This window comes from Microbacterium sp. CH1 (assembly GCF_001595495.1).
Taxonomy (GTDB): Bacteria; Actinomycetota; Actinomycetes; order Actinomycetales; family Microbacteriaceae; genus Microbacterium.
In genome coordinates this window covers 65,819-87,023 of record NZ_LOSO01000011.1, presented here as the reverse complement: position 1 = coordinate 87,023, position 21,205 = coordinate 65,819, and the positions used below count along the sequence as shown (strand labels likewise).

At 70.2% G+C, this 21,205-nt stretch carries 22 protein-coding genes; 2 read left to right on the top strand and 20 right to left on the bottom strand.

The annotated features are described in order from the left end of the window. Positions 1 to 30: 30 nt before the first annotated feature. From AUV07_RS03725 to AUV07_RS03635, 19 genes are all read right to left on the bottom strand, one after another. Positions 31 to 951, bottom strand: coding sequence for an RluA family pseudouridine synthase (locus tag AUV07_RS03725; protein WP_025105078.1), 921 nt, complete (start codon positions 949 to 951; stop codon positions 31 to 33). Between the two features lie 2 nt (positions 952 to 953). Continuing rightward, positions 954 to 1,526: a signal peptidase II gene (lspA, locus tag AUV07_RS03720; RefSeq protein ID WP_036293163.1), complete on the bottom strand. Its 573-nt coding sequence runs from the start codon at positions 1,524 to 1,526 to the stop codon at positions 954 to 956. 9 nt (positions 1,527 to 1,535) lie between these two features. Next, positions 1,536 to 2,135: a DivIVA domain-containing protein gene (locus tag AUV07_RS03715; protein ID WP_062633996.1), complete on the bottom strand. Its 600-nt coding sequence runs from the start codon at positions 2,133 to 2,135 to the stop codon at positions 1,536 to 1,538. A 180-nt stretch (positions 2,136 to 2,315) separates the two neighbouring features. Continuing rightward, positions 2,316 to 2,615: a YggT family protein gene (locus AUV07_RS03710; RefSeq protein ID WP_025105081.1), complete on the bottom strand. Its 300-nt coding sequence runs from the start codon at positions 2,613 to 2,615 to the stop codon at positions 2,316 to 2,318. A 3-nt stretch (positions 2,616 to 2,618) separates the two neighbouring features. After that, entirely contained in the window at positions 2,619 to 3,092 is a 474-nt protein-coding gene (locus AUV07_RS03705; RefSeq protein ID WP_062633994.1) for a cell division protein SepF, read from the bottom strand. Positions 3,093 to 3,135: 43 nt separating this feature from the next. Then, positions 3,136 to 3,843, bottom strand: a complete 708-nt coding sequence (locus tag AUV07_RS03700) for a YggS family pyridoxal phosphate-dependent enzyme (RefSeq protein ID WP_062633992.1) — start codon at positions 3,841 to 3,843, stop codon at positions 3,136 to 3,138. Next, positions 3,840 to 4,994, bottom strand: a complete 1,155-nt coding sequence (ftsZ, locus tag AUV07_RS03695) for a cell division protein FtsZ (protein ID WP_025105084.1) — start codon at positions 4,992 to 4,994, stop codon at positions 3,840 to 3,842. Before ftsZ ends, AUV07_RS03700 begins: the two co-directional genes overlap by 4 nt. Positions 4,995 to 5,156: 162 nt before the next feature. Then, on the bottom strand, positions 5,157 to 6,080 hold the full coding sequence (locus tag AUV07_RS03690) for an FtsQ-type POTRA domain-containing protein (protein ID WP_082802838.1): 924 nt from the start codon (positions 6,078 to 6,080) through the stop codon (positions 5,157 to 5,159). Positions 6,081 to 6,083: 3 nt separating this feature from the next. Then, on the bottom strand, positions 6,084 to 7,484 hold the full coding sequence (gene murC, locus AUV07_RS03685; protein ID WP_062633990.1) for a UDP-N-acetylmuramate--L-alanine ligase: 1,401 nt from the start codon (positions 7,482 to 7,484) through the stop codon (positions 6,084 to 6,086). A gap of 42 nt (positions 7,485 to 7,526) precedes the next feature. Further along, positions 7,527 to 8,603 (bottom strand): UDP-N-acetylglucosamine--N-acetylmuramyl-(pentapeptide) pyrophosphoryl-undecaprenol N-acetylglucosamine transferase, encoded by a 1,077-nt coding sequence (locus AUV07_RS03680; RefSeq protein ID WP_062633987.1) that lies wholly within the window; start codon positions 8,601 to 8,603, stop codon positions 7,527 to 7,529. Beyond that, positions 8,600 to 9,805 carry a putative lipid II flippase FtsW gene (gene ftsW, locus AUV07_RS03675; RefSeq protein ID WP_062633985.1) on the bottom strand — a complete coding sequence of 402 codons (1,206 nt, stop codon included), beginning with the start codon at positions 9,803 to 9,805 and terminating at the stop codon, positions 8,600 to 8,602. Before ftsW ends, AUV07_RS03680 begins: the two co-directional genes overlap by 4 nt. Further along, positions 9,774 to 11,309, bottom strand: coding sequence for a UDP-N-acetylmuramoyl-L-alanine--D-glutamate ligase (murD, locus tag AUV07_RS03670; RefSeq protein ID WP_062633983.1), 1,536 nt, complete (start codon positions 11,307 to 11,309; stop codon positions 9,774 to 9,776). The genes ftsW and murD overlap by 32 nt, the downstream gene beginning before the upstream one ends. Next, positions 11,299 to 12,405, bottom strand: coding sequence for a phospho-N-acetylmuramoyl-pentapeptide-transferase (mraY, locus tag AUV07_RS03665; RefSeq protein WP_025105090.1), 1,107 nt, complete (start codon positions 12,403 to 12,405; stop codon positions 11,299 to 11,301). The genes murD and mraY overlap by 11 nt, the downstream gene beginning before the upstream one ends. Then, positions 12,402 to 13,814, bottom strand: coding sequence for a UDP-N-acetylmuramoyl-tripeptide--D-alanyl-D-alanine ligase (locus AUV07_RS03660; protein WP_062633981.1), 1,413 nt, complete (start codon positions 13,812 to 13,814; stop codon positions 12,402 to 12,404). Before AUV07_RS03660 ends, mraY begins: the two co-directional genes overlap by 4 nt. Positions 13,815 to 13,841: 27 nt before the next feature. After that, positions 13,842 to 15,611, bottom strand: a complete 1,770-nt coding sequence (locus tag AUV07_RS03655) for a peptidoglycan D,D-transpeptidase FtsI family protein (RefSeq protein ID WP_062633979.1) — start codon at positions 15,609 to 15,611, stop codon at positions 13,842 to 13,844. Positions 15,612 to 15,636: 25 nt separating this feature from the next. Then, entirely contained in the window at positions 15,637 to 16,209 is a 573-nt protein-coding gene (locus AUV07_RS03650) for a hypothetical protein (protein WP_062633976.1), read from the bottom strand. After that, on the bottom strand, positions 16,206 to 17,144 hold the full coding sequence (gene rsmH, locus AUV07_RS03645) for a 16S rRNA (cytosine(1402)-N(4))-methyltransferase RsmH (protein WP_062633974.1): 939 nt from the start codon (positions 17,142 to 17,144) through the stop codon (positions 16,206 to 16,208). Before rsmH ends, AUV07_RS03650 begins: the two co-directional genes overlap by 4 nt. Positions 17,145 to 17,247: 103 nt before the next feature. Beyond that, complete coding sequence (mraZ, locus tag AUV07_RS03640) at positions 17,248 to 17,679, bottom strand: division/cell wall cluster transcriptional repressor MraZ (protein ID WP_025105095.1); 432 nt, start codon at positions 17,677 to 17,679, stop codon at positions 17,248 to 17,250. 262 nt (positions 17,680 to 17,941) lie between these two features. Beyond that, positions 17,942 to 18,316, bottom strand: a complete 375-nt coding sequence (locus AUV07_RS03635) for a DUF3040 domain-containing protein (RefSeq protein WP_025105096.1) — start codon at positions 18,314 to 18,316, stop codon at positions 17,942 to 17,944. Between the two features lie 84 nt (positions 18,317 to 18,400). On the opposite strand from AUV07_RS03635, the gene AUV07_RS03630 reads away from it, so the two are divergent. Then, positions 18,401 to 19,504 carry a polyprenyl synthetase family protein gene (locus AUV07_RS03630; RefSeq protein ID WP_062633972.1) on the top strand — a complete coding sequence of 368 codons (1,104 nt, stop codon included), beginning with the start codon at positions 18,401 to 18,403 and terminating at the stop codon, positions 19,502 to 19,504. A 6-nt stretch (positions 19,505 to 19,510) separates the two neighbouring features. Here AUV07_RS03630 and AUV07_RS03625 read toward each other — a convergent pair whose 3' ends face one another. Continuing rightward, entirely contained in the window at positions 19,511 to 19,867 is a 357-nt protein-coding gene (locus AUV07_RS03625) for an Rv2175c family DNA-binding protein (protein WP_062633970.1), read from the bottom strand. 130 nt (positions 19,868 to 19,997) lie between these two features. Here AUV07_RS03625 and AUV07_RS03620 point away from each other — a divergent pair, with 130 nt between their 5' ends. Continuing rightward, positions 19,998 to 21,134 (top strand): LysM peptidoglycan-binding domain-containing protein, encoded by a 1,137-nt coding sequence (locus AUV07_RS03620; protein WP_231868190.1) that lies wholly within the window; start codon positions 19,998 to 20,000, stop codon positions 21,132 to 21,134. Positions 21,135 to 21,205: the final 71 nt, after the last annotated feature.

Below are 21,205 nucleotides of genomic sequence, written 5' to 3'. Positions count from 1 at the left end.
CACCGGCGCGCTGACGCCCCGGCGGATGGACTATTCCCCGCGCAGCACGTCCAGCGCGTGCTGGAAGTCCTCAGGATAGGGCGAGGCGAACTGCACCCATTCCCCCGTCGTCGGATGGGCGAAGGCCAGCTGATGCGCATGCAGCCACTGCCGCGTGAGTCCGAGGCGGGCCGAGAGCGTCGGGTCGGCGCCGTAGAGTGGGTCCCCGACGCACGGGTGCCGGTGTGCCGCCATGTGCACGCGGATCTGATGCGTACGGCCCGTCTCCAGGTGGATCTCGAGCAGGGAGGCACCGGGAAAGGCCTCGAGCGTCTCGTAGTGCGTCACGGAGGGCTTGCCGTCCGGGACGACGGCGAACTTCCAGGAGTGGTTCGGGTGCCGACCGATCGGCGCATCGATCGTGCCCACGAGCGGGTCCGGATGCCCCTGCACCACCGCGTGGTAGATCTTCTCGACCGTGCGCTCCTTGAACGCCCGCTTGAGAGCGGTGTAGGCGGCCTCGCTCTTGGCGACGACCATGAGTCCGCTCGTCCCCACATCCAGCCGGTGCACGACGCCTTGACGCTCCGGTGCACCGCTGGTCGCGACGCGGAACCCCGCGGCGGCGAGAGCACCGACGACCGTGGGCCCCTCCCACCCGAGCGAGGGGTGCGCGGCGACGCCGGTCGGCTTGTCGACGACGACGATGTCGTCGTCGTCGTAGACGATGCCCAGCTCAGGCACCGCGATGGGCACGATCTTCGGCCCCTCCTTCGGCTCCCACTCGACGTCGAGCCAGGCACCGCCCCGCAGGCGATCCGACTTGTCGAGGGTGACGCCGTCCAGGCGGACGCCGCCGGACGCGGCCACCTCCGCCGCGAAGGTCCTCGAGAACCCGAGGAGCTTGGCGAGGGCGGCGTCGACCCGCGTGCCGTCGAGCCCGTCCGGGACGGGCAGCGAGCGGGACTCCACGCTCAGCGCCCCTCGGACGCGGCGGCGGCCTCGGCGTCCTCGTCGGTCTCGACCGGGGCATGGTCGCGCTCGCGCGTGCCGTCGAACCGGAGGCCGAACACCACGAGCAGGGCGACCGAGATCATCCCGGTGACGATGAAGATGTCGGCGACGTTGAAGATCGCCGGCATCATCCACGGCATGGAGATCATGTCCACGACGTGGCCCACGGGGAACCCGGGCTCCCGGAACAGACGGTCCGACAGGTTCCCCAGCACGCCCCCGAGGAGGCAGCCGAGGACGACCGCCCAGAGACGCGACCGCAGCCCGAACGCCTTCCAGACGATGACGCCCGCGACGACCGCAAGGGCGATGGTGAAGATCCACGTCACGCCAGAGCCGAGCGAGAACGCCGCGCCGGGATTGCGCACGTAGTAGAGCTGCAGGAACTCTCCGAGAACCGGGACCGCCTCGTGCAGCGGCAGGTTCTCGATGGTGAGGTACTTCACAAACTGATCGGCGGCCAGCACGACCGCTGCGAGAATCGCAACGATCGCGCCGGCCGCCGACCGACGAAGGGGACGACGTCCTGACAAGAGGGCGCCTTACAGGCCGATCGCGGAGACCGGCGTCGAGTCCGTGGACGCCGACTTCTCGTCGAGCTCGCGGAGCTGACCCTCGATGTAGCCGCGGAGCTGCGAGCGGTAGTCGCGCTCGAAGTTGCGCAGCTCGGTGATGCGGGCCTCCAGCGTGTTGCGCTCGCGCTCCAGGCGCGCGGTCTCCTCGCGCTGCTTCGCCTCGGCCTCCGTGCGGATGCGGGCGACCTCGGCCTCGGCCTCGGAGATGAGCTGGTTGCGCTTGGCCTCACCCTCGGCCACGTGCTCGTCGTGCAGACGCTGCGCGAGCTCGATGATGCCGGCAGTCGCGGTCGCGGAGCCGGTCGGTGCGGCGTCGGCGGCGGGAGCCTCGGCGGCGGCCGGGGCAGGAGCAGCGGCAGCCGGCTCGGCGGCAGCGGCGGGAGCAGGCGTGGAGCCCGACTCGTACGCGGCGAGCTTCGCCTTCAGCTCGGCGTTCTCCTCGAGGGCCTTGCGCCACTCGATGACGATCTCGTCGAGGAAGTCGTCGACCTCGTCCGGGTCGAAGCCGTCCTTGAAGCGGACGTGCTGGAACTGCTTGGTGACGACGTCATCCGGGGTAAGTGCCATGGGTGGCTCCTCTTTCGATGAGTTCGATTGCCAGTACCGATGTATGGCGTGTTCGTGATGTGGCGCGAACCCGGGGCGCGCACCTGGGTGCCAGCATAGCCCCCGAGCCTTGGGGTCGCGATGCCACGACACCCAGGCTCGGCGAACTCGCCGCCGTCTCCGGGCGCGACACCGGGGTGGTCAGCGGATGAACAACCGGACGATGTTCATCAGGATCAGGACGACCAGAAGGGTCAGCGCGAAGCCGAAGTCCAGCGAGAGCTGACCGATGCGCAGCGGAGGGATGATCCGCCGGAAGAACCGGATGGGCGGATCGGTGACGGTGTACACCGCCTCCGCGGCCACGAGGCCGAAGCCCTTCGGACGCCATTCCCGATTGAACATCGGGATGTAATCCAGGATGAGCCTCGCGAAGAGCACGAGGATGTAGACCAGCAGCACCAGATGGACGATGCTGGCGAGGACCGAGACCAGCTGCACGGTCTACGAGTGGTCGAAGCCCGCAGACTCGGCGTCTGCGTGCGCGATACCCCCGTGACCGGACACCGCGATGTTCTCCGGCGAGAGCAGGAAGACCTTGGAGGTCACCCGCTCGATCCGGCCATAGAGGCCGAGGGAGAGACCGCTCGCGAAGTCGATGAGGCGGCGCGCGTCGGCGTCGCTCATCTGGGAGAGGTTGATGATGACCGGGACGCCCTCGCGGAAGCTCTCCGCGATCAGCTGGGCGTCGCGGTACTGCTTCGGGTGGACGGTGAGGATCTCGTTCACGGCTCCTGCTGCGGGCTGGCGGACGGCGACGGGACGACGGAGCGGCGTGACGGGGGCCGGTGCCGGCTCTTCGCGCTCACGCTCGCGCTCACGCTGGGCGCGCGCGGGTGCCTGCGTCTCCTCTTCGTAGACCTCTTCCTCGTCGGCGAGGCCGAGATACACCATGGTCTTCTTCAGCGGGTTACCCATCGTGTCCTCCGGTTCGAACGTTTCGGGCTGGTCTTGTCACAGGTTAACCCCGGGCGGGGCGCGGTCCCGTGATTGCGGAACCGATCCGCAGGTGTGTCGCGCCGGCGGCGATGGCCTCGGCGAAGTCGCCGGTCATCCCGGCGGAGATCCACGTCGCGTCGGGAGCGACGGTCCGCACGTCGGCGGCGATGTGGTGCAGACGGGCGAAGGCGCTCGCGGGGTCCTCGTCGAGGGGCGCGACGGCCATTACGCCCCGGAGCCGCAGCGAGGGCAGGCTGAGCACGTGCTCGGCCAACGCCACCGCCGACGCCGGCGCTACCCCTCCCCTGCCCTCGTCCTCGGTGAGGTTCACCTGCACGAGCACGTCGAGCACCTCGTCGGTCTCTGCGGCACGATGCAGGGCGTCGGCGAACCGGTCACGGTCCACGGAGTGCACGACGTCGGCGCTCCGCCTGATCGCCGCGGCCTTGTTCGTCTGCCCCTGTCCGATGAAGTGCCACTCGAGGTCGAGCGCGGAGAGCTCGCCCGCTTTGGCGGTGAGCTCCTGCTGTCGGTTCTCCCCCACCGCGTGCACCCCGAGGGCGTGCAGATCGCGCACCAGCGAGGCGGGGTGGAACTTCGTGACGACGATCCGGGTGATCTCCGCGGGAGACCGCCCGGCGGCACGCGCGGCGTCGGCGATCTTGTCGTCGATCGCCGACAGCCGCGCGGCCAGATCCGATGGCGCCGAGGCGCCGACCGGTGTCGTCACTTCAGGAATTCGGGGATGTCGATGTCGTCGTCGGCGAAGGCCGGCTCGATGCTCGTCGCCGGCGTGCGCGGTGCCGCGGGCGCCGGGGCGGGCTCAGGCGTGCTCTTCTCGGCCGCAGGCTCGCTGGTCTCCGACAGCGCCACCTCGGGAAGGGACGCGGTCGAGGGACGCGAGACGACCATCGGGTCCAGTCGCAGCGAGGGCTCCCCGCCGTCGAAGCCCGCGGCGATCACGGTCACCCGCACCTCGTCGCCGAGCGTGTCGTCGATGACGGTACCGAAGATGATGTTGGCCTCGGGGTGCGCGGCCTCCTTGACGAGGTCCGCCGCGTCGTGGATCTCGAAGATGCCGAGGTTCGAGCCACCCTGGATCGAGAGCAGCACCCCGTGGGCACCTTCGATGGAGGCCTCGAGCAGCGGCGACTCGACGGCGAGCTCCGCCGCCTTGATCGCGCGGTCGGCGCCGCGGGCCGAGCCGATGCCCATCAGAGCGGATCCGGCTCCCTGCATGACCGACTTCACATCGGCGAAGTCCAGGTTGATGAGACCGGGGGTCGTGATGAGGTCGGTGATGCCCTGCACGCCGGCGAGGAGGACCTGGTCGGCGGTGGCGAACGCCTCGATCATCGAGATGCCGCGGTCGCTGATCTCGAGCAGACGGTCGTTCGGGACGACGATGAGGGTGTCGACCTCTTCCTTCAGCTTCGCGACGCCCGCCTCGGCCTGGCTCTGGCGGCGACGCCCCTCGAAGGAGAACGGCTTCGTGACGACACCGATGGTGAGCGCACCGATCGACTTTGCGATGCGGGCGACGACGGGAGCGCCACCCGTTCCGGTGCCACCGCCCTCTCCGGCGGTGACGAAGACCATGTCGGCGCCGGTCAGCGCCTGCTCGATCTCCTCCGCGTGGTCCTCTGCGGCGCGACGACCCACCTCGGGGTCGGCACCGGCACCGAGGCCGCGGGTGAGCTCGCGACCCACGTCCAGCTTGACGTCGGCGTCGCTCATGAGCAGCGCCTGGGCGTCGGTGTTGACGGCGATGAACTCGACTCCGCGGAGACCGAGCTCGATCATGCGGTTGACGGCGTTGACGCCGCCACCGCCGACGCCGACGACCTTGATCACGGCGAGGTAGTTCTGGTTCTGGCTCATGGCCGGCCTCCGATTAGTAGAGCCTGGAAGGGGGAACCTTAAACCTCAACTAGAGGTGTAAAGTATTTCCCGGTATTGCGTTCTCTCAGATCGAAGGTAAGCGCCGCCCGCCCGCGCGCCCGCAACGCCGTGGGCGTGTCGCGCCATTCCTGCGCAAAGCGTTCAGCCGACGACCGCGACGTCGGGCGAGGTCACGTCGATGGACGAGGCCGTGGGGTTCTTCACGAGAGCCGCGGAGAGCGCGAGCGCCTTCAGCGCGCTGTCTTCCTCGCTCCCCCACACGACCGTGAGGCCGGAGTCGAGGGTGAGGGTCACGTCGTCCGCCGTCGAGGCACGGACCCCGGTGAGGGCGCTGCGGATATCGGCGGGGAGGGCACGCACGACGAGCCCGGCGCTGCGGAACGCCGAGGAGTCCACGCCGCCCTCGACCTCGACGAGTGGCTGTCCTGCCGGACGCTCCTCGGTCGTCGAGAGCGCGACGCCCGCGGCGTCCACGAGGGTGAAGCCGGCGGCGGACTCGATCACGCCGATCGGTGTGCGCTCGACGATACGGACCGTGAGGTCGTGCGGGGGTCTCGCCTCCAGCGCGTAGGTCTCGATGAGCGGGAAGGCCAGCAGCGCGGCCTTGACCTCACTGGTGTCGACGAGCGCGAGCGGCGTGCCCATCTGGTCCGCCAACGCGCCCTCGATCACCGCCGGATCGATCGTGGTCGTCCCGGTGACCGTGATGCGCTCGACCGCGAAGAGCGGACTGTAGGCCGCCGCGACGCTTCCGCCGATCAGCAGCACGATCGCGCCGACGACGCTCAGCCAGGTGATGCGGCGCCGACGCGAGCGCTGGGTGAACCGACGGATCTCCGCGCGGAGGGCCTTGCGGCGCGCGCGCGCAGCCCGCCAGACGTCCATCGAGGAGCTCGGGACGGCCGCTTCCTGCTCCCCCTCGACCCCGGGGGCGACGAGATCGTCCTGGACAGCCTCGTCCGCCGGCGACGGAGCGGCACCGCGGCGGCGGAGGCTGCGCGCGGATGCGGCGTCCGTCTCCTCCGGTGCATCCGGGGCGCTCGGGAGCGGGGGCGGCCGGCGCATGGGCTACGCCCCGTCGGTCCGGCGCAGCGAGTCCAGCACCTGCGGGATGATCTGATACACGTTGCCGCAGCCGAGGGTCACGACGAAGTCGCCGTCGGTCGCCACGGATGCCGTGTAGTCGGCCGCCTCCTGCCAGTCGGCGACGAAGTGCACGCGGGAGGGGTCGTGGAACGCGCCGCTCACCAGCTCGCCGGTGACGCCGGGCACCGGATCTTCCCTGGCACCGTAGACGTCCAGCATCACGGTGTGGTCGGCGAGGTCCTCCAGGACGTCCGCGAACTCCTGGTACATGTGCTGCGTCCGCGAGTAGGTGTGCGGCTGCTGGATCGCGATCAACCGCCCGGAGCCGGCGATGCTGCGCATGGCTTCGAGCGCCGCGCGCACCTCGGTCGGGTGGTGGGAGTAGTCGTCGTAGACCGTGACCCCGCGCTCCTCGCCATGACGCTCGAGACGACGGACGGTCCCCGCGAAGCCCTCGACGGCGCGCACGGCATCGCGGAGCGGGTGACCGAGCGCGAGCAGCACGGCGACCGCCCCGGTGGCGTTGATCGCATTGTGCACGCCGGGGACGGCGAGCTGCATGCGCTCGGTCTCGCCGCCGTGCGAGACGACCGCGGCGACGGGACCTGCCGTGACGATCTCGCTGACCCGGACGTCGGCACCCTCGGCCTGACCGAACGTCAGGACCCGCGGGTGGGACAGTCCTGCCAGGACCCGGAGCGCACCGGGGTCGTCGCTGGAGATGACGACCGCCTCCGACGCGGCGTCCGCGAAGCGCACGAAGGCGTCGTGGAAGGCCTCGTCCGAGCCGTAGTGGTCGAGGTGGTCGGGGTCGACGTTCGTGATGAGCGCCACGGCCGTGTCGTAGAGGAGGAAGGTGCCGTCCGATTCGTCGGCCTCGATGACGAAGAGGTCGCCGCTCCCGGTCGCGCTGGACGTGCCGAGCTGCTCGATCACGCCACCGTTCACGAAGTGCGGATCGGCGCCGAGGTCGCGCAACGCGGTGACGATCATGCCCGTCGAGGTCGTCTTGCCGTGCGCGCCCGCCACCGAGACGAGGCGCCGCGTGCCGATCAGCCAGTGCAGCGCCTGGGACCGGTGGATGACGTGGAGGCCCCGCTCCTTGGCGGTGACGAACTCGGGGTTCTCCGGCCAGATGGCGCCCGTGTGCACGACCGTGTCGGCGTCGCCGAGGTGGGCGGCATCGTGACCGACGTGCACCGTCGCGCCCGCGGCGGCCACCGCCCGCAGGTTGTCGCTGTCGGCACGGTCGCTGCCGGAGACGCGGATGCCCGCGTCGAGGAACATCTTGGCGAGTCCGCTCATCCCGGATCCACCGATGCCGATGAAGTGCGCGGCGGTGATCGTCTCGGGGATGGGGAGGGAGAGGTCGGGTCTGATCATGTCCGCTTCAGTCTACTTTTCGTTCGCGTCCGGGCGGCGGCGTCACGCCGCACCGAGGGCACGATCGATCATCGCCACGACGTTCTCGGTCCCGGTGCGGGTGCCCGCGGTCTCCGCGGCCTCCGCCATCCGCCGGATGCGGTCGGGATCGCCGAGCAGCGGCACGACGATCCGCCGGACGGCGTCGCCGTCGAAGGTCGCGTCATCGAGGAGCTGCGCGGCACCGGCGGCCACGGCCGATCCGGCGTTCAGACGCTGCTCTCCGTTGCCCACCGAGTACGGCACGTACAGGGCGGGGATGCCGAGTGCGCTGATCTCGCTGACCGTCGCCGATCCCGAACGCGACACGATGAGGTCGGCCAGCGCGAACGCGAGGTCCATGCGGTCGACGTACCGGCGGAGGGCGTAGCCGGCGACGCCCGGATCGGGAAGGTCGCTGCGCTCCCCCGTCACGTGGAGCAGTTGCCAGCCCGCGGCGAGGATGTCGCGCCAGGAATCCGCCAGAGCGTCGTTCAACCGCTGCGCTCCGAGCGAGCCGCCGAAGACGAGCAGCACGGGGCGATCGGGGTCGAGCCCGAAGTACTCCGCGGCCTCGGCACGCCGTGCCGCGCGGTCGAGCGTGATGACCTCGCGCCGCAGCGGCATGCCGACCACCTCGCTTCCGCGGAGGGGCGTCCCGGCGAACGCGACGCCCACGCCCGCGGCCGCACGGGCACCGAGCACGTTCGCCAGCCCGGGCTTCGCGTTGGCCTCGTGGACGACGAAGGGCACGCGCTCGCGACGCGCGGCGACGTAGGCGGGTGCGGAGGCGTAGCCGCCGAAGCCGACGACGACGTCGATGTCGTGCTGACGGATGTGCGCGCGCACCTGCGCGATCGCCCGGCGGAACCGCGCGGGGAACGCGGCGGCCTGCGCGTTCGGACGCCGCGGAAACGGCACCTTGTCGACGATGAGGAGCTCGTAGCCGCGCTCGGGGACGAGGCGGGACTCCAGGCCTTCGGCCGTGCCGAGCACGAGGATCGTTGCGGCGGGGTCGCGCTCGCGGAGCGCGTCGGCGACGGCGAGCAGCGGATTGACATGGCCGGCGGTGCCACCGCCGGCGAGGAGGTACGAAGTCACCTCGCGACCCTACCCCGCTCGGCTGACTGCTTCTCGGCGACCGGGATGGTCCGCGCGAAGGCCAGCAGCACGCCACACGCGATGAGCACCGCGAAGAGGGCCGTTCCACCCTGGGACATGAACGGCAGCGGCACGCCCATGACGGGGAAGACCCCGATGACGACGCCGATGTTCAGGACCGCCTGGCCGACGATCCAGACCGTGATCCCTCCGGCCGCGACGCGGATGAAGGGGTCCGAGGTCTTGCGGATCACGTGGAACGCGCCCACCGTGAAGAACGTGAAGAGGGCGAGCACGACGATGCAGCCGATCAGCCCCAGCTCCTCGCCGACGATCGCGAAGATGAAGTCGTTGCCGGCGGCGGGCAGCCACCCGTACTTCTCCTGGGAATTGCCGAGACCGAGGCCGAAGACTCCGCCGGAGGCCATGCCCCAGATGCCGTGGATCGACTGGTAGCAGTCCGTGTAGTACAGCGCCATGTCGTCGCAGGTGGCGGTGATCCGGCGCATGCGGTCCTCGCTGGAGAGCGCGTACGCCAGCACCGCGACCACGCCCAGGATCATCGGGATGATGAACAGCCGCAGCTTCACGCCGGAGAAGAAGAGGCAGCCGAGGAGGATGAGGACCATCACCATCGCGGTGCCGAGGTCCTTGCCCGCGAGCACGGTGCCGATCGCCAGCGCGCCGACCGGCACGACGGGGATGAAGACGTGGTGCCAGGTGCCGAGCATGGTCTGCTTGCGGAGCAGGACCGCGGCGATCCACAGGGCGAGCGCCAGCTTGAGGAACTCGGACGGCTGCATCTGGAAGCCCGCCACCTGGATCCAGTTCCGGTTTCCGCCGTCGGCGATGCCGAGCGGCGTGAACACGAGGAGCTGGAGGGCCACCGCGCCGAACAGCGCAGGCCAGGCCATGCGCTTGAGGAAGTCCACGGGGAAGCGGCTGATGAGGAACATCATCGGGATGCCGAGCAGGGCGAACACACCCTGCCGGAGGGCGCCGTCCAACGGGTTCTGCGCGTTGGCCACGGCGGTGGCGCTCGTCGCGGACAGCACCATCACGAGGCCGAAGATCGTGAGGAGCAGGGCGGTCGACGCGATCAGCAGGAACTCGGTCGAGACCGGCGTGAACCGGCGCCCGAGCGAGACCCGGGCCGCGAGCCCACCCGACTCAGACCGCGGAGGGCGAGCCACCTGCGTCATCGGCGCTCCCCCGATCGATCCATTCCTGCACCGCTTCGGCGAAGCGATGGCCGCGATCCGCGTAGCTGGAGAACTGGTCGAAGGATGCGGCGGCGGGAGCGAGGAGCACGGTGCCCTCCCCGTCGACGATCCCCGCCGCGATCTCCACGACGCGGTTCATGACCTGTCCAGTGTCGCCAGCATCGACCTCGAAGACCGGCACCGTCGGCGCGTGTCGCTCGAATGCCGCGACGACGGCCGTGCGGTCCACTCCGATGACCACCGCCGCGCGCGCGGTCGAGCCCGCGTCCGCGACGAGATCGGCGATGTCGACGCCCTTGAGATCGCCGCCGACGACCCACACCGCGCCCGGGTAGGCGCGCAGCGAGGAGGCGGCGGCGTGCGGGTTCGTCGCCTTGGAGTCGTCGATCCAGGTGATGCCGGCATGCCGGGCGACCACCTCGATACGATGCGCGTCGAGGCGGAATGTCTGCAGCGCGCCATGGATCGCCTCGGGCTCGACTCCGAGAGACCGGGCGAGAGCGCTGGCGGCGAGGATGTTCTGCACGATGTGCGGGGCCGACAGGCCGGCGGCCTCCAGGTCGGCGACCGTGGTCAGCTCCAGGGCGCTGCGGGCCCGGTCGTCGAGGAAGGCCCGATCGACGAGCAGCCCCTCCACGACGCCGAGGTCGCTCGGCCCGGGGATGCCCAGGTCGAAGCCGATGGCACGAGCGCCCTCGACGACCTCGGCCTCTTCGACCATCCGCCGCGTGGCCTCGTCGGCCTTGTTGTAGACGCAGGCGACGCGGGTGTTCCGATAGACCAGCGCCTTCGCATCCCGGTACGCCTGGGCGCTGCCGTGCCAGACGAGATGATCGTCGGCGAGGTTGAGGCAGACCGCGGCGTGCGGGAAGAGCTCCCCCTCCGGGCGCGACAGGCCGAGATACCAGAGCTGGTGGCTGGAGAGTTCGACGACGAGCACGTCGAAGCCGGCCGGATCCCGGACCGCGTCGAGCACGGGGACGCCGATGTTGCCGCACGGTGCGGCACGCAGCCCGCCGGCGACGAGCAGCGTCGCCGTGAGCTGGGTCGTCGTCGTCTTGCCGTTGGTCCCGGTGATGAGCACCCAGCCGGCCGGCGTGCCGTCCGCGCGGAGGACCTTGTCGCGCACGCGCCAGGCGAGCTCGACATCGCCCCAGAGCGCGATGCCCTCGTCCTGGACCCAGCGGATGACGGGGTGCGACGGAGCGAAACCCGGGGAGGCGATGACGACCTCGGGCGCGAACGCCGTCAGCGCCTCCGGCACAGCGTCCAGCGGACCGAGTTCCAACCGGGCGCCGATGACGGGGAGCAGACGGGCGTACTCCTCCTCCGCCGACGCGCTGAGCACGAGGACGTCGGCACCGAGCTCGGCGAGGGTGTCGGCGACGGAGAAGCCGGTCATGGAGAGACCGAGGACGGCGACGCGCAGGCCGCGCCAGTCGGCGTGCCAGCTCGTCAGCCCGGCCAGGCGCTCAGCCGACACGGGTCAGCCATTCCACGTAGAAGAGCCCGACGGCAGAGACGGCGAGCAGACCCGCGATGATCCACATTCGCACCACGATGGTGACCTCCGACCATCCCCGCATCTCGAGGTGGTGGTGGAACGGACTCATGAGGAAGAGCCGCTTGCCGCGGGTGATCTTGAAGTAGGCGCGCTGCAGGATCACGGATCCGGAGGCGAGCACGAAGACACCGGCGATGATGAGGAGCAGCAGCTCGGTGCGGGTCATGACCGCCATCGCGGTGATGACGCCGCCGATGGCCATCGAACCCACATCTCCCATGAACACCTTGGCCTTCGGGGCGTTCCACCACAGGAAGCCGATGAGGCTGGCGGCGAACGAGGCCGAGATGATGGCGAGGTTGAACGGGTCGCGCACCTCGTAGCAGCCGCCGAGGGAACCGGGGTCTCCGCCGATGCAGGGCTGCTTGAACTGCCAGAACGCGATGAGGCTGTACGCACCGACGACGATCACGCCCGCACCGGCGGCGAGGCCGTCGAGGCCGTCGGTGAGGTTGACGCTGTTGGAGGTCGCGACCCCGATGATCGAGATCCAGGCGAGGTAGAGGATCCAGCCGAGGATGACGCCGAACGCGAAGAGGTTCAGCCACGTGATGTCGCGGAAGAGGGAGATGGACGCACTGGCCGGCGTCTGCCCCCACTTGTTCGGGAAGTTCAGCGCCACGATCCCGAACGGGATCACGACGATGAGCTGCCCGATCACCTTGCGCCACCCGGACAGCCCGAGACTGCGCTGGCTGCGCACCTTCATGTAGTCGTCGATGAACCCGACCACGCCGAAGCCCACCATGAGCCAGATGACGAGGATCGCGGACAGCGCCGGGGTCTCGCCGCTGACGAGGACGCCGGTGAAGTAGCCGACGATCGAGCCGAGGATGAAGATGACCCCGCCCATCGTGGGCGTGCCGCGCTTAGCCTCGTGGCTCGGGTTGCCGGCGGCTTCCGGGGTGCGGATGACCTGCCCCCAGCCCCACTTCCGGAAGAGCCGGAGGAAGACGGGAGTCAGGAAGAGAGTGAAGGCGAGCGAGATGGCCGCCGCCATGATGAGGGACCTCACGAGAACAATTCTCCCAGACGATCGCCGAGATGCCGGAGGCCCACGGAGTTGGACGACTTCACGAGGACCCGGTCGCCGTCGCGCAGCTCGGTGCGGAGGTACTCGAACGCGGCGTCCTGGTCCGGCAGATGCACGGCCTCGCTGTCCCACGATCCCTCGCCGACGGCGGCGAGGTACAGCCGACGCGCCTCCGGGCCGACGACGACGATGCGCCGGATGTTGAGGCGCACCGCGAGGAGGCCGATGCGGTCGTGCTCCTCCCCCGCGCTCTCGCCGAGTTCGCTCATCGCGCCGAGGACGGCGACGGTGCGCTCGTCGGGGCCGGTGATCTGGGCGAGGGTACGCAAGGCGGCTGCCATCGAGTCGGGGCTGGCGTTGTAGGCGTCGTTGATGATGCGGACGCGGTCGTTGCCCAGGGGCTGCATGCGCCAGCGCTCGGCGATCTCGACGGTCTCCAAGCGGGCGACGGCGTCGGCAGGGGCCACACCGAGCTCGACGGCCGCGGTGATCGCGGCGAGGGCGTTCGTGACGTGGTGCGCGCCGAGGACGCGCAGGCGCAGCGGCAGCCGCTCCCCGGCGACCTCGATCACGCACTGCGTGCCGGAGGCCGAGACCTCGATGTCGCGCGCGTGCACGGCGGCCGCGGCGGACTGGCCGAAGCCGACGACCCGGAGGCCGCGGTTCTCCGCGAGCTCGCGCATCGCCCACACCCGGGCGTCGTCGGCGTTGAGCACGGCCGTGCCGGGTACGCGGGCCGCGGCGACGAGCTCGGACTTGGCCTTCGCGGTGGCCTCGATGCCGCCGAAGCCCCCGGCGTGCGCCATCCCGACCATGAGCACGACGACGAGGTCGGGCTCGACGAGGCCGGCGAGCCGCGCGATGCTGCCCGGCGCGGCGGCGCCGAACTCGCTCACGAGGAACCGGGTGTCGTGCGTGACGCGAAGCATCGTCACCGGGGCGCCGACCTCGTTGTTGAAGGACTTCACCGGAGCGACGGTCTCGCCCTCGTCATCGAGGATGCGGGCGAGGAAGTTCTTGGTCGTCGTCTTGCCGTTGGAGCCGGTGATGCCGACGATGCGCAGGTTCCCGCCGGCGCGCACGCGCGCCACGACCTCGCGGGCGAGGTCGCCGAGCGCGGCGACGGCATCCGGGACGACGATCTGTGAAACCGCGACGTCGACCGGACGCTCGACGATCGCCAGCACCGCGCCGGCTTCGACGGCGGCGCCGACGAAGCGGTGTCCGTCCGTCTCGGCTCCGGGCTTGGCGACGAAGATCGACCCCGCCTCCATGGTGCGGGAATCGGTGTCGACGATGCCGTCGACCACCGTCTCCGGCGTGTGCTCTCCGGCCACGCGCAGCTCACCACCGACGGCGGCGGCGATCTCAGCGAGCGTCAGGGCGATCATGTCATCTCCATGCGCGGCTCTCGCCGGCTATCCGAACTTGGGGAGGAGCGCGTCCATCGGGACAGAGGACGGCATCACGCGATAGGTCTTCATCACCTGCGTCATCGCCTTCTGGAAGGCGGAAGCGGTGGCCGCGGACGATACAACCTTAGTCGGCTCGTCGAGGGTCACCACGACGACGTACTGGGGGTCGTCGACGGGAGCGAAGCCCACCATGCTGGTGTAGTAGACGCCCGCCTTGTAGCCGCCCTTGCCGTCGGACACCTGTGCGGTACCGGTCTTGCTGGTCACGCGATAGCCGGGCACCTGGATGCGATCCGCGTTCCCGCCCTGCACGGCCACGTTCTCGAGCATGCGCGTCAGATCGGCCGCGGTCTGCTCCTTCACGATCTGCTCGCGCTTCGGCTTCGGGGTCTCCGTGACCGTCCCGTCGGGCGCCGTGCAGGACTCGACCATCGTCAGGTCGATCTTCTCCCCGCCGTTGGCGATGGCCTGGTAGGCGCCCGCGAGCTGTGGGGCCGTCACGGTGAAGTACTGGCCGAACGTCGTCGTGTAGAGCGACTGACTGTCCCAGTCGCTCACCGGGTGGAGGATGCCGCCCACCTCGGAGGGGAAGTCCAGCGTCTTCTGACCGACGCCGAAGCGCTGCAGGTAGTCGTAGCGGACCTCGGGGGCGACCATCGTGCCGAACTTCGACAGCGCGGTGTTGGACGAGTCGATGAGTCCGCCCGCCAGCGTGTAGTTGTACGCGGGGTGGCTGAACGAGTCGTTGATCACAGCGCCGTTCGGGAAGGTCTCGCGCGACGACGCTGTGACCGTGCTGAGCGGAGTGAGGCCGGCGCCCTCCATCGCTGCCGCCGCCGTGATCGCCTTGAACGTCGAGCCCGGCTCGAAGTCGCGGTGGAAGATCTGGCTGTAGCGCGTCTCGGGCGTCGAGGAGTCCAGGTCGTTGGGGTCCATGGCGGGCCACTCGGCGGCGGCGCGGATCTTGCCGGTGCCCACCTCGACCACCGTCACCGTCCCGCCCTTCGCCCCCTGCTTCTGGGCCTCTTCGCCGATCATCTGCTGGAGGTACCACTGCAGGTCACTGTTGATCGTGAGCTGCACGGTGCCGCCGTTCACGGCGTCGGTGACGGACTCGCTGCCCGGGATCACGACTCCGTCCTTGCCCTTGCGGTAGGTCTTCTCGCCGTCCACGGGCGCCAGGCAGGATTCCTCGAGCTGCTCGATACCCGCCTTGGCCTCGCCCGTGTTGTCGAGGAAGCCCAGCACGTTGCCGGCGACGGCGCCGTTCGGGTAGACCCGCGTCTCGCGCGGCTGCAGCGCCAGATAGCTCCCGAGGCCGAGGTCGCGGAGCGCGATGTACTGCTCGGTGTTCAACCCGGTCTTCAAGGGCGCGTACTGGCTGTTCGGGTTCTCGGCCAGGGCGTCCGAGACGCGCTTGCGGATCTCGTCGCCCGGCACGCCCGTGATGGCGGCGATCTTCTCGGAGGCCTCGGCCCACGGCAGCGCCGGGTCCTTCTCCTCCGTGAGCCTGATGACCTGCGGGCTGAGCTGAGCGTCGTACACCATGACGCTCGACGCGAGGACGGTGCCCTCCGCGTCGACGATGGAACCGCGCTGCCCGGGGATCGTGGACCCGTCCCCGATGTGCTCCAGAGACTGGCTGACATGCTCGTCGGCGCTCACGACCTGGATGTCGATGAGGCGGACGACGAACGCCACCAGCACCGAGAGGATGACCGCCAGTGCGACGACGGTGCGTCGCCGCGGTCCGCGCGTGGCTCGTGTCGTCATGGGATCTCTCCGTCGATCGGGATGGTCAGTGGGTCGTGGGGCTGGGGAGGCCGTCGGTGAGGGCGGGCGGCAGGTCCGTCGCGGGCGGGGCGCCTCCGGTGGACTCCTCCGCCGTCTGCTCCGCCGCGGGCGCCTCCTCGGTGACGAGGACGTTGCCGACGGCCGCCGGCCCATGAGGGTCGACCGTCGAGATCCCCTCGGCGCCGGCGCCGGCGCCGAAGACCGCGCCGTCACTGAGACGCAGATAGGAGGGCGCTCCCGCGACGACCATCCCGAGGTCGGCCGCATTGCCGGCGAGCACCTGCGGAGAACTCAGCCCCGTGAGCTCCTCCTGCAGCGCATCCGTGCGGAGGTCGAGTTCGCGCTGCTGGGAGGTCAACCCCGCGAGGGTGAACGAGTCCTGCGTGATGGCCAGGGAGAGCCCGACCTGCGCCGCCCCGATCGCCAGGGCGCCGCCGAGGGCGACGAGGGCGTAGGCGAGCTTCGGTTTGCGCCGCCGCGCCGGTGCCGTCACGGGCTGGAGGCGGCGCTCCGGGGTCCTCTCCGGGACGACCGGCTGCAGGGGCAGGGTCGGATTGCGGACTGCGTTCATGCTCATGCGCTCTCCCGCACCTTCTCGGCGGCGCGCAGGCGCACCGGTATCGCACGCGGGTTGCGTGCGCGTTCTTCGTCGTCGGCGAGTTCCGCCCCCTTGGTGAGGACACGGAATCGGGGGGCGTGCTCCGGCAGCTCGACCGGGAGGCCGGCGGGCGCCGTCGAGGAGGACGCGGCGGCGAAGGCCTGCTTCACCAGCCGGTCCTCGAGGGACTGGTATGACATCACGACGATGCGACCGCCGACGGCGAGAGCGTCCATCGCGGCGGGGATGGCGTCCGCGAGCACGTTCAGCTCCGCGTTGACCTCGATGCGCAGCGCCTGGAACACGCGCTTCGCGGGGTGCCCCGCACGCTGTGCCGCGGCGGGCGTCGCCGCCACGAGGATGTCCACGAGCTCCCCGGAGCGGGTGATCGGCTGCTTCTGGCGGGCCTCAATGATGAAGCGGGCATACCGTGCCGCCAGCTTCTCCTCGCCGTACCGCTCGAAGATGCGGCGCAGGTTCCCCTCGCTGTACGTCGCGATGACGTCGGCGGCGGTGATGCCCTTCGTCTGATCCATCCGCATGTCGAGCGGAGCGTCCTTGGAGTACGCGAAGCCGCGTTCGGCCTCGTCCAGCTGCAGCGACGAGACGCCGAGGTCGAAGAGGATACCGGCCGCCCCCTGGGCGTGCAGACCGATCTCGTCGTAGACGGTGTGCACGAGCGTGACGCGATCGCGGAACCGGGCGAGCCGCTCCCCCGCGATCGTCAGCGCGTCGGTGTCGCGGTCCAGGCCGATGAGGCGGATGCCAGGGAAGCGCTCGAGCAGCGCCTCCGAGTGCCCGCCCATGCCGAGGGTGGCGTCGACGAGCACGGCGCCGTCCTCCTGGAGGGCGGGCGCGAGGAGCTCGACGCAGCGGTCGAGCAGGACAGGAGTGTGGATGTCGCGGAGGTTCATGATCTCTCTCGGGTCCGACCTTCGGCTCTGATCCCCCTCCGCTTCTCGACCCGGCACCGGGGAAGTGTGTCGGGGCGGGAGCGGCGGGGCATCACAGCCGTGGTCAGAACAGTCCGGGAATCACCTCCTGCTCCAGCTCGGCGTAGGACTCCTCGCCGGCGGCGAGGTAGGCGTTCCAGCTCTCCGCATCCCAGATCTCGGCGTGGGCGCCGACTCCGGTCACGATGAGTTCCTTCTGAAGACCCGCGTACTGACGCAGGTGGGCGGGGATGGTGATGCGGTTCTGGCTGTCGGGCATCTCCGCACTGGCACCGGAGAGGAACATGCGCATGAAGTCACGCGCCTGCTTGTTGGCGAGCGGGGCCTGACGGATCCGCTCGTGCATCGCCTCGAACTCGGCCGTGCTGAAGACGTAGAGGCACCGCTCCTGACCCCGGGTGACGACGATGCCGCCGCCCAGGTCCTCGCGGAACTTCGCGGGAAGGATGACCCGTCCCTTGTCGTCCAGCTTCGGTGAGTGCGTGCCAAGCAGCATCGGCCATCACCCCCTCTCCGTCCGGCCAACTCGAGATGCGCCCCACTTTACTCCACTTTCCTCCACATTCCTACGACGAATCCCGCGTATCGGGCGGCGGTTCAAGAGCAGCGCGCCCGCGACCCGCGAGATTCCGGGGTGGAGGAAGGTGGAGGGCCGGTGGAGGGCCAGTGGAGGGCTCAGAAGGCGTCAACGCACCGAAGACACGAAAAAGCCCGGATGCTCAGCATCCGGGCTTCGTGGTGGAGGAGAAGGGAGGGGCTCAGTGGCCGTCCTGGCGCCGATCCCACCGGTCGTTCATGCGATCCATGAAGGAGGAGGAGTCCTGCCGCTTCGGGGCGGTGCGCGTGCGGGTCTCTGCCGGACCGCTGCGCCGGACCGGGGTGACGGCCAGCATCACTCCGCCGAGCATGGCCGCGAAGCCGATGACGCCGACCACGATGCCCCAGACGTCGCCGAGGATGACACCCACGACCAGTCCGCCGATACCGGCGAGCAGGAGGAGGGCCCCGTAGACGAGGTTGCGATAGCTCAGCGTGCGATCACCCGACGGCGCGCTCACGACATCGGCGTCATTGTGCAGGAGATGGCGTTCCATCTCGTCGAGCAGACGTTGCTCCTGTTCGGAGAGTGGCATCTCATCCCCCTCGGGTATCGTGCCCTCCAGTCTACGCGCGAGCAGCGTCCGGGGCTAGCGGTTCCCGCCTCACATCCTTTACGTATGCTGGGAGTCGTGACGTCCCCCTCCCCCTCCGTCCCCGACGCCGTGGCCGCGCGACTGGACGTCTTCCTCGACCGCATGCGAGCCGAGTCGGCGGAGTACGGCGAGGACGCCGCCGCCTTCCTCGCCGCGGCGGCGGACACCCTCTCCGGCGGCAAGCGCCTGCGCGCCCGGTTCTGCCACGCCGGGTGGCGTGCGGTCGCCCGATTCCGCGATCGTCGCGTGGTCGAGGACGACCACCTGTGGGACGCCTGCGCCGCCCTCGAGATCTTCCAGTCCGCCGCTCTCGTCCATGACGACCTGATCGACAACTCGGACACCCGTCGAGGACGCCCCGCCGCCCACCGCGCACTCGAGTCCTCGCACCGCGCCGCCGGATGGTGGGGCGACGCCGCCGCCTTCGGACGCGCCGGATCCGTCCTGCTCGGCGATCTCCTCGTGGCCTGGAGCGACGACCTCCTGGAGTCGGCGCTCGACGGGCACCCCGAGGCGAGGACCGTGCGGGCGGAGTATGCCCGGATGCGTCGCGACGTCACGACCGGGCAGTTCCTCGACATCGCCGAGGAGTCTGCGTGGAGCGTGAGCGACGACCGCGAGCACGCCGAGCGAGCGCTCCGCGTCGCCTCGCTGAAATCGGCGCGCTACAGCATCGAGCAGCCGCTGGTCCTCGGAGCGAGCCTGGCCGGCGCCGATGACGAGCAGACGCGGGCGTTGCGCCGCTTCGGGCATCCGCTCGGTCTCGCCTTCCAGCTGCGCGACGATGTGCTCGGCGTGTTCGGCGACGCGGCCGTCACCGGGAAGCCCGCGGGCGACGACCTGCGGGAGGGCAAGCGGACCGTGCTCATCGCCTTCACCAGGGAGCACCTGGACACCTCGGCCCGCCGGGTGCTCGACGAGATGCTCGGCGATCCCGACCTGTCGACGTCCCAGGTCTCGTTCCTGCAGGAGACGATCGCCGGGACCGGGGCTCTGGACCGCGTCGAGACGATGATCGCCGACTACGCCAGGGACGCCGACCGCGCACTGTCCGGCGCGCGCCTCGACGACGCAGCGGTCGGCGAGCTGCGCGACCTCGCCAGGGCCGCCACCGTGCGCTCCTCCTGAGCAGGCTCAGGCGAGCGTGCGCGCGAGCCGACGCACCTCGCTCTTGTGCCCCGCGAGGAGAGAGGCGATCGGCGAACGCCCGAGGGTCTCGTCCTCGGCGAGCAGCCAGTCGATCAGCTCGTCGTCGGAGAACCCGGCGTCCTGCAGCACGATGATCGTTCCGCGCAGCGAGCTCAGCGGCTGTCCGTCCACGATGAACACCGAGGGGACCGCGAAGACACCGCTGCGGCGCGAGCCGACGAGGTAGTGCTCGTCGATCAGGCGTCGCACGCGACCCAACGGCTCGCCGAGGACCTCGACGAGGTCGGGTATGGTCAGCCACTCGAGCGCGGAATCAGGGGTTGCAGCGACGTTCTCAGACACGGTGCCACTATCTCACCTCCACGGCCCGGTCGCATGTTCGTCACTTCCGTCCCACACGTCACACCCGTCACTTCTGTTGACATCGCTATACATCCGTGTCAGCGTGAAGTGCTCGAAAAGGGGGCCCGACGTGATCCTGCAGACAGCCGTGGCCGGCGCTCTCGCCGCCACCCTGACGGCGACACCCGCCGCCGCACCCGCACCACCGCTCGCACCGCACGAACGCCAGCGCGTCGCTCCGACGCGCGTCGTCCCCACGCAGAACGTGCCACCGGGGCACGTCGTGCAGCCGGGCGACACGGTCGCTGGCATCGCCGGTCGGCACGGACTCCGGACCGCCGACGTCCTCAGTTGGAACGGGCTCTCGATGCGCTCCGTGATCTACCCCGGCCAGACTCTCTCCCTGCGGGCACCTGCGGCGGCTCCGGCCCCGGCCGCGACGCCCGCCCCTGCCGCGGCGAAGACGCACGTCGTCGCAGCCGGCGACACGGTGTTCGCCATCGCCCAGACGTACGGGACCTCGGTGAGCGCCGTCCTCGCCGCGAACGGCCTGCCCCAGGGCGCGATCATCTACCCGGGCCAGAAGCTCGTCGTCTCCGCGGGTGCACCCGCCGCCCCCGCGGCCGCTCCGGCCGCAGCACCGTCGACGCCCGCTCCCGCACCGGCCGCCGCCACGCACACCGTGGCCGCCGGTGAGACGCTGTTCTCGATCGCCCAGAAGTACGGCACCACGACGCAGTCCCTCTTCGCCTGGAACGGCCTCGAAGCCTCGTCGATCATCTATCCCGGTCAGAAGCTCGCCGTCCAGGGTGCTCCGGCGCCGATGCCCGCGGCCGCCCCGAGCGGCCAGCGCACCGCCGCCCTGAATGCGGAGCAGGCGGCCAATGCCTCCCTCATCATCCGCATCGGCCGTGAGCTGGGCGCCTCCGACCGCGCGATCGCCACCGCGCTCGCGACAGGGATGGTGGAGTCGGGCCTGCGGAACCTCGACTGGGGAGACCGCGATTCGCTCGGTCTGTTCCAGCAGCGTCCCAGCACCGGCTGGGGCACCCCGGAGCAGATCATGGATGCGGAACGGAGCACGCGGGTCTTCTACGGCGGCACCGGGGACCCCAACGGCGACGTGACCCGCGGCCTGTTCGACATCCCCGGGTGGGAATCCCTGTCGTTCACCGACGCGGCTCAGGCCGTGCAGATCTCCGCCTACCCCGAGCGCTACGGGCAGTGGGAGGCACAGGCGTACGCATGGCTTGCCCAGCACGGGTGACGCTTCCGGAAATCCGGATGCCCCGAGGGGTGAGGCGTTCCCGGGGCTTTCAGCCAATCGTCCCTAGACTT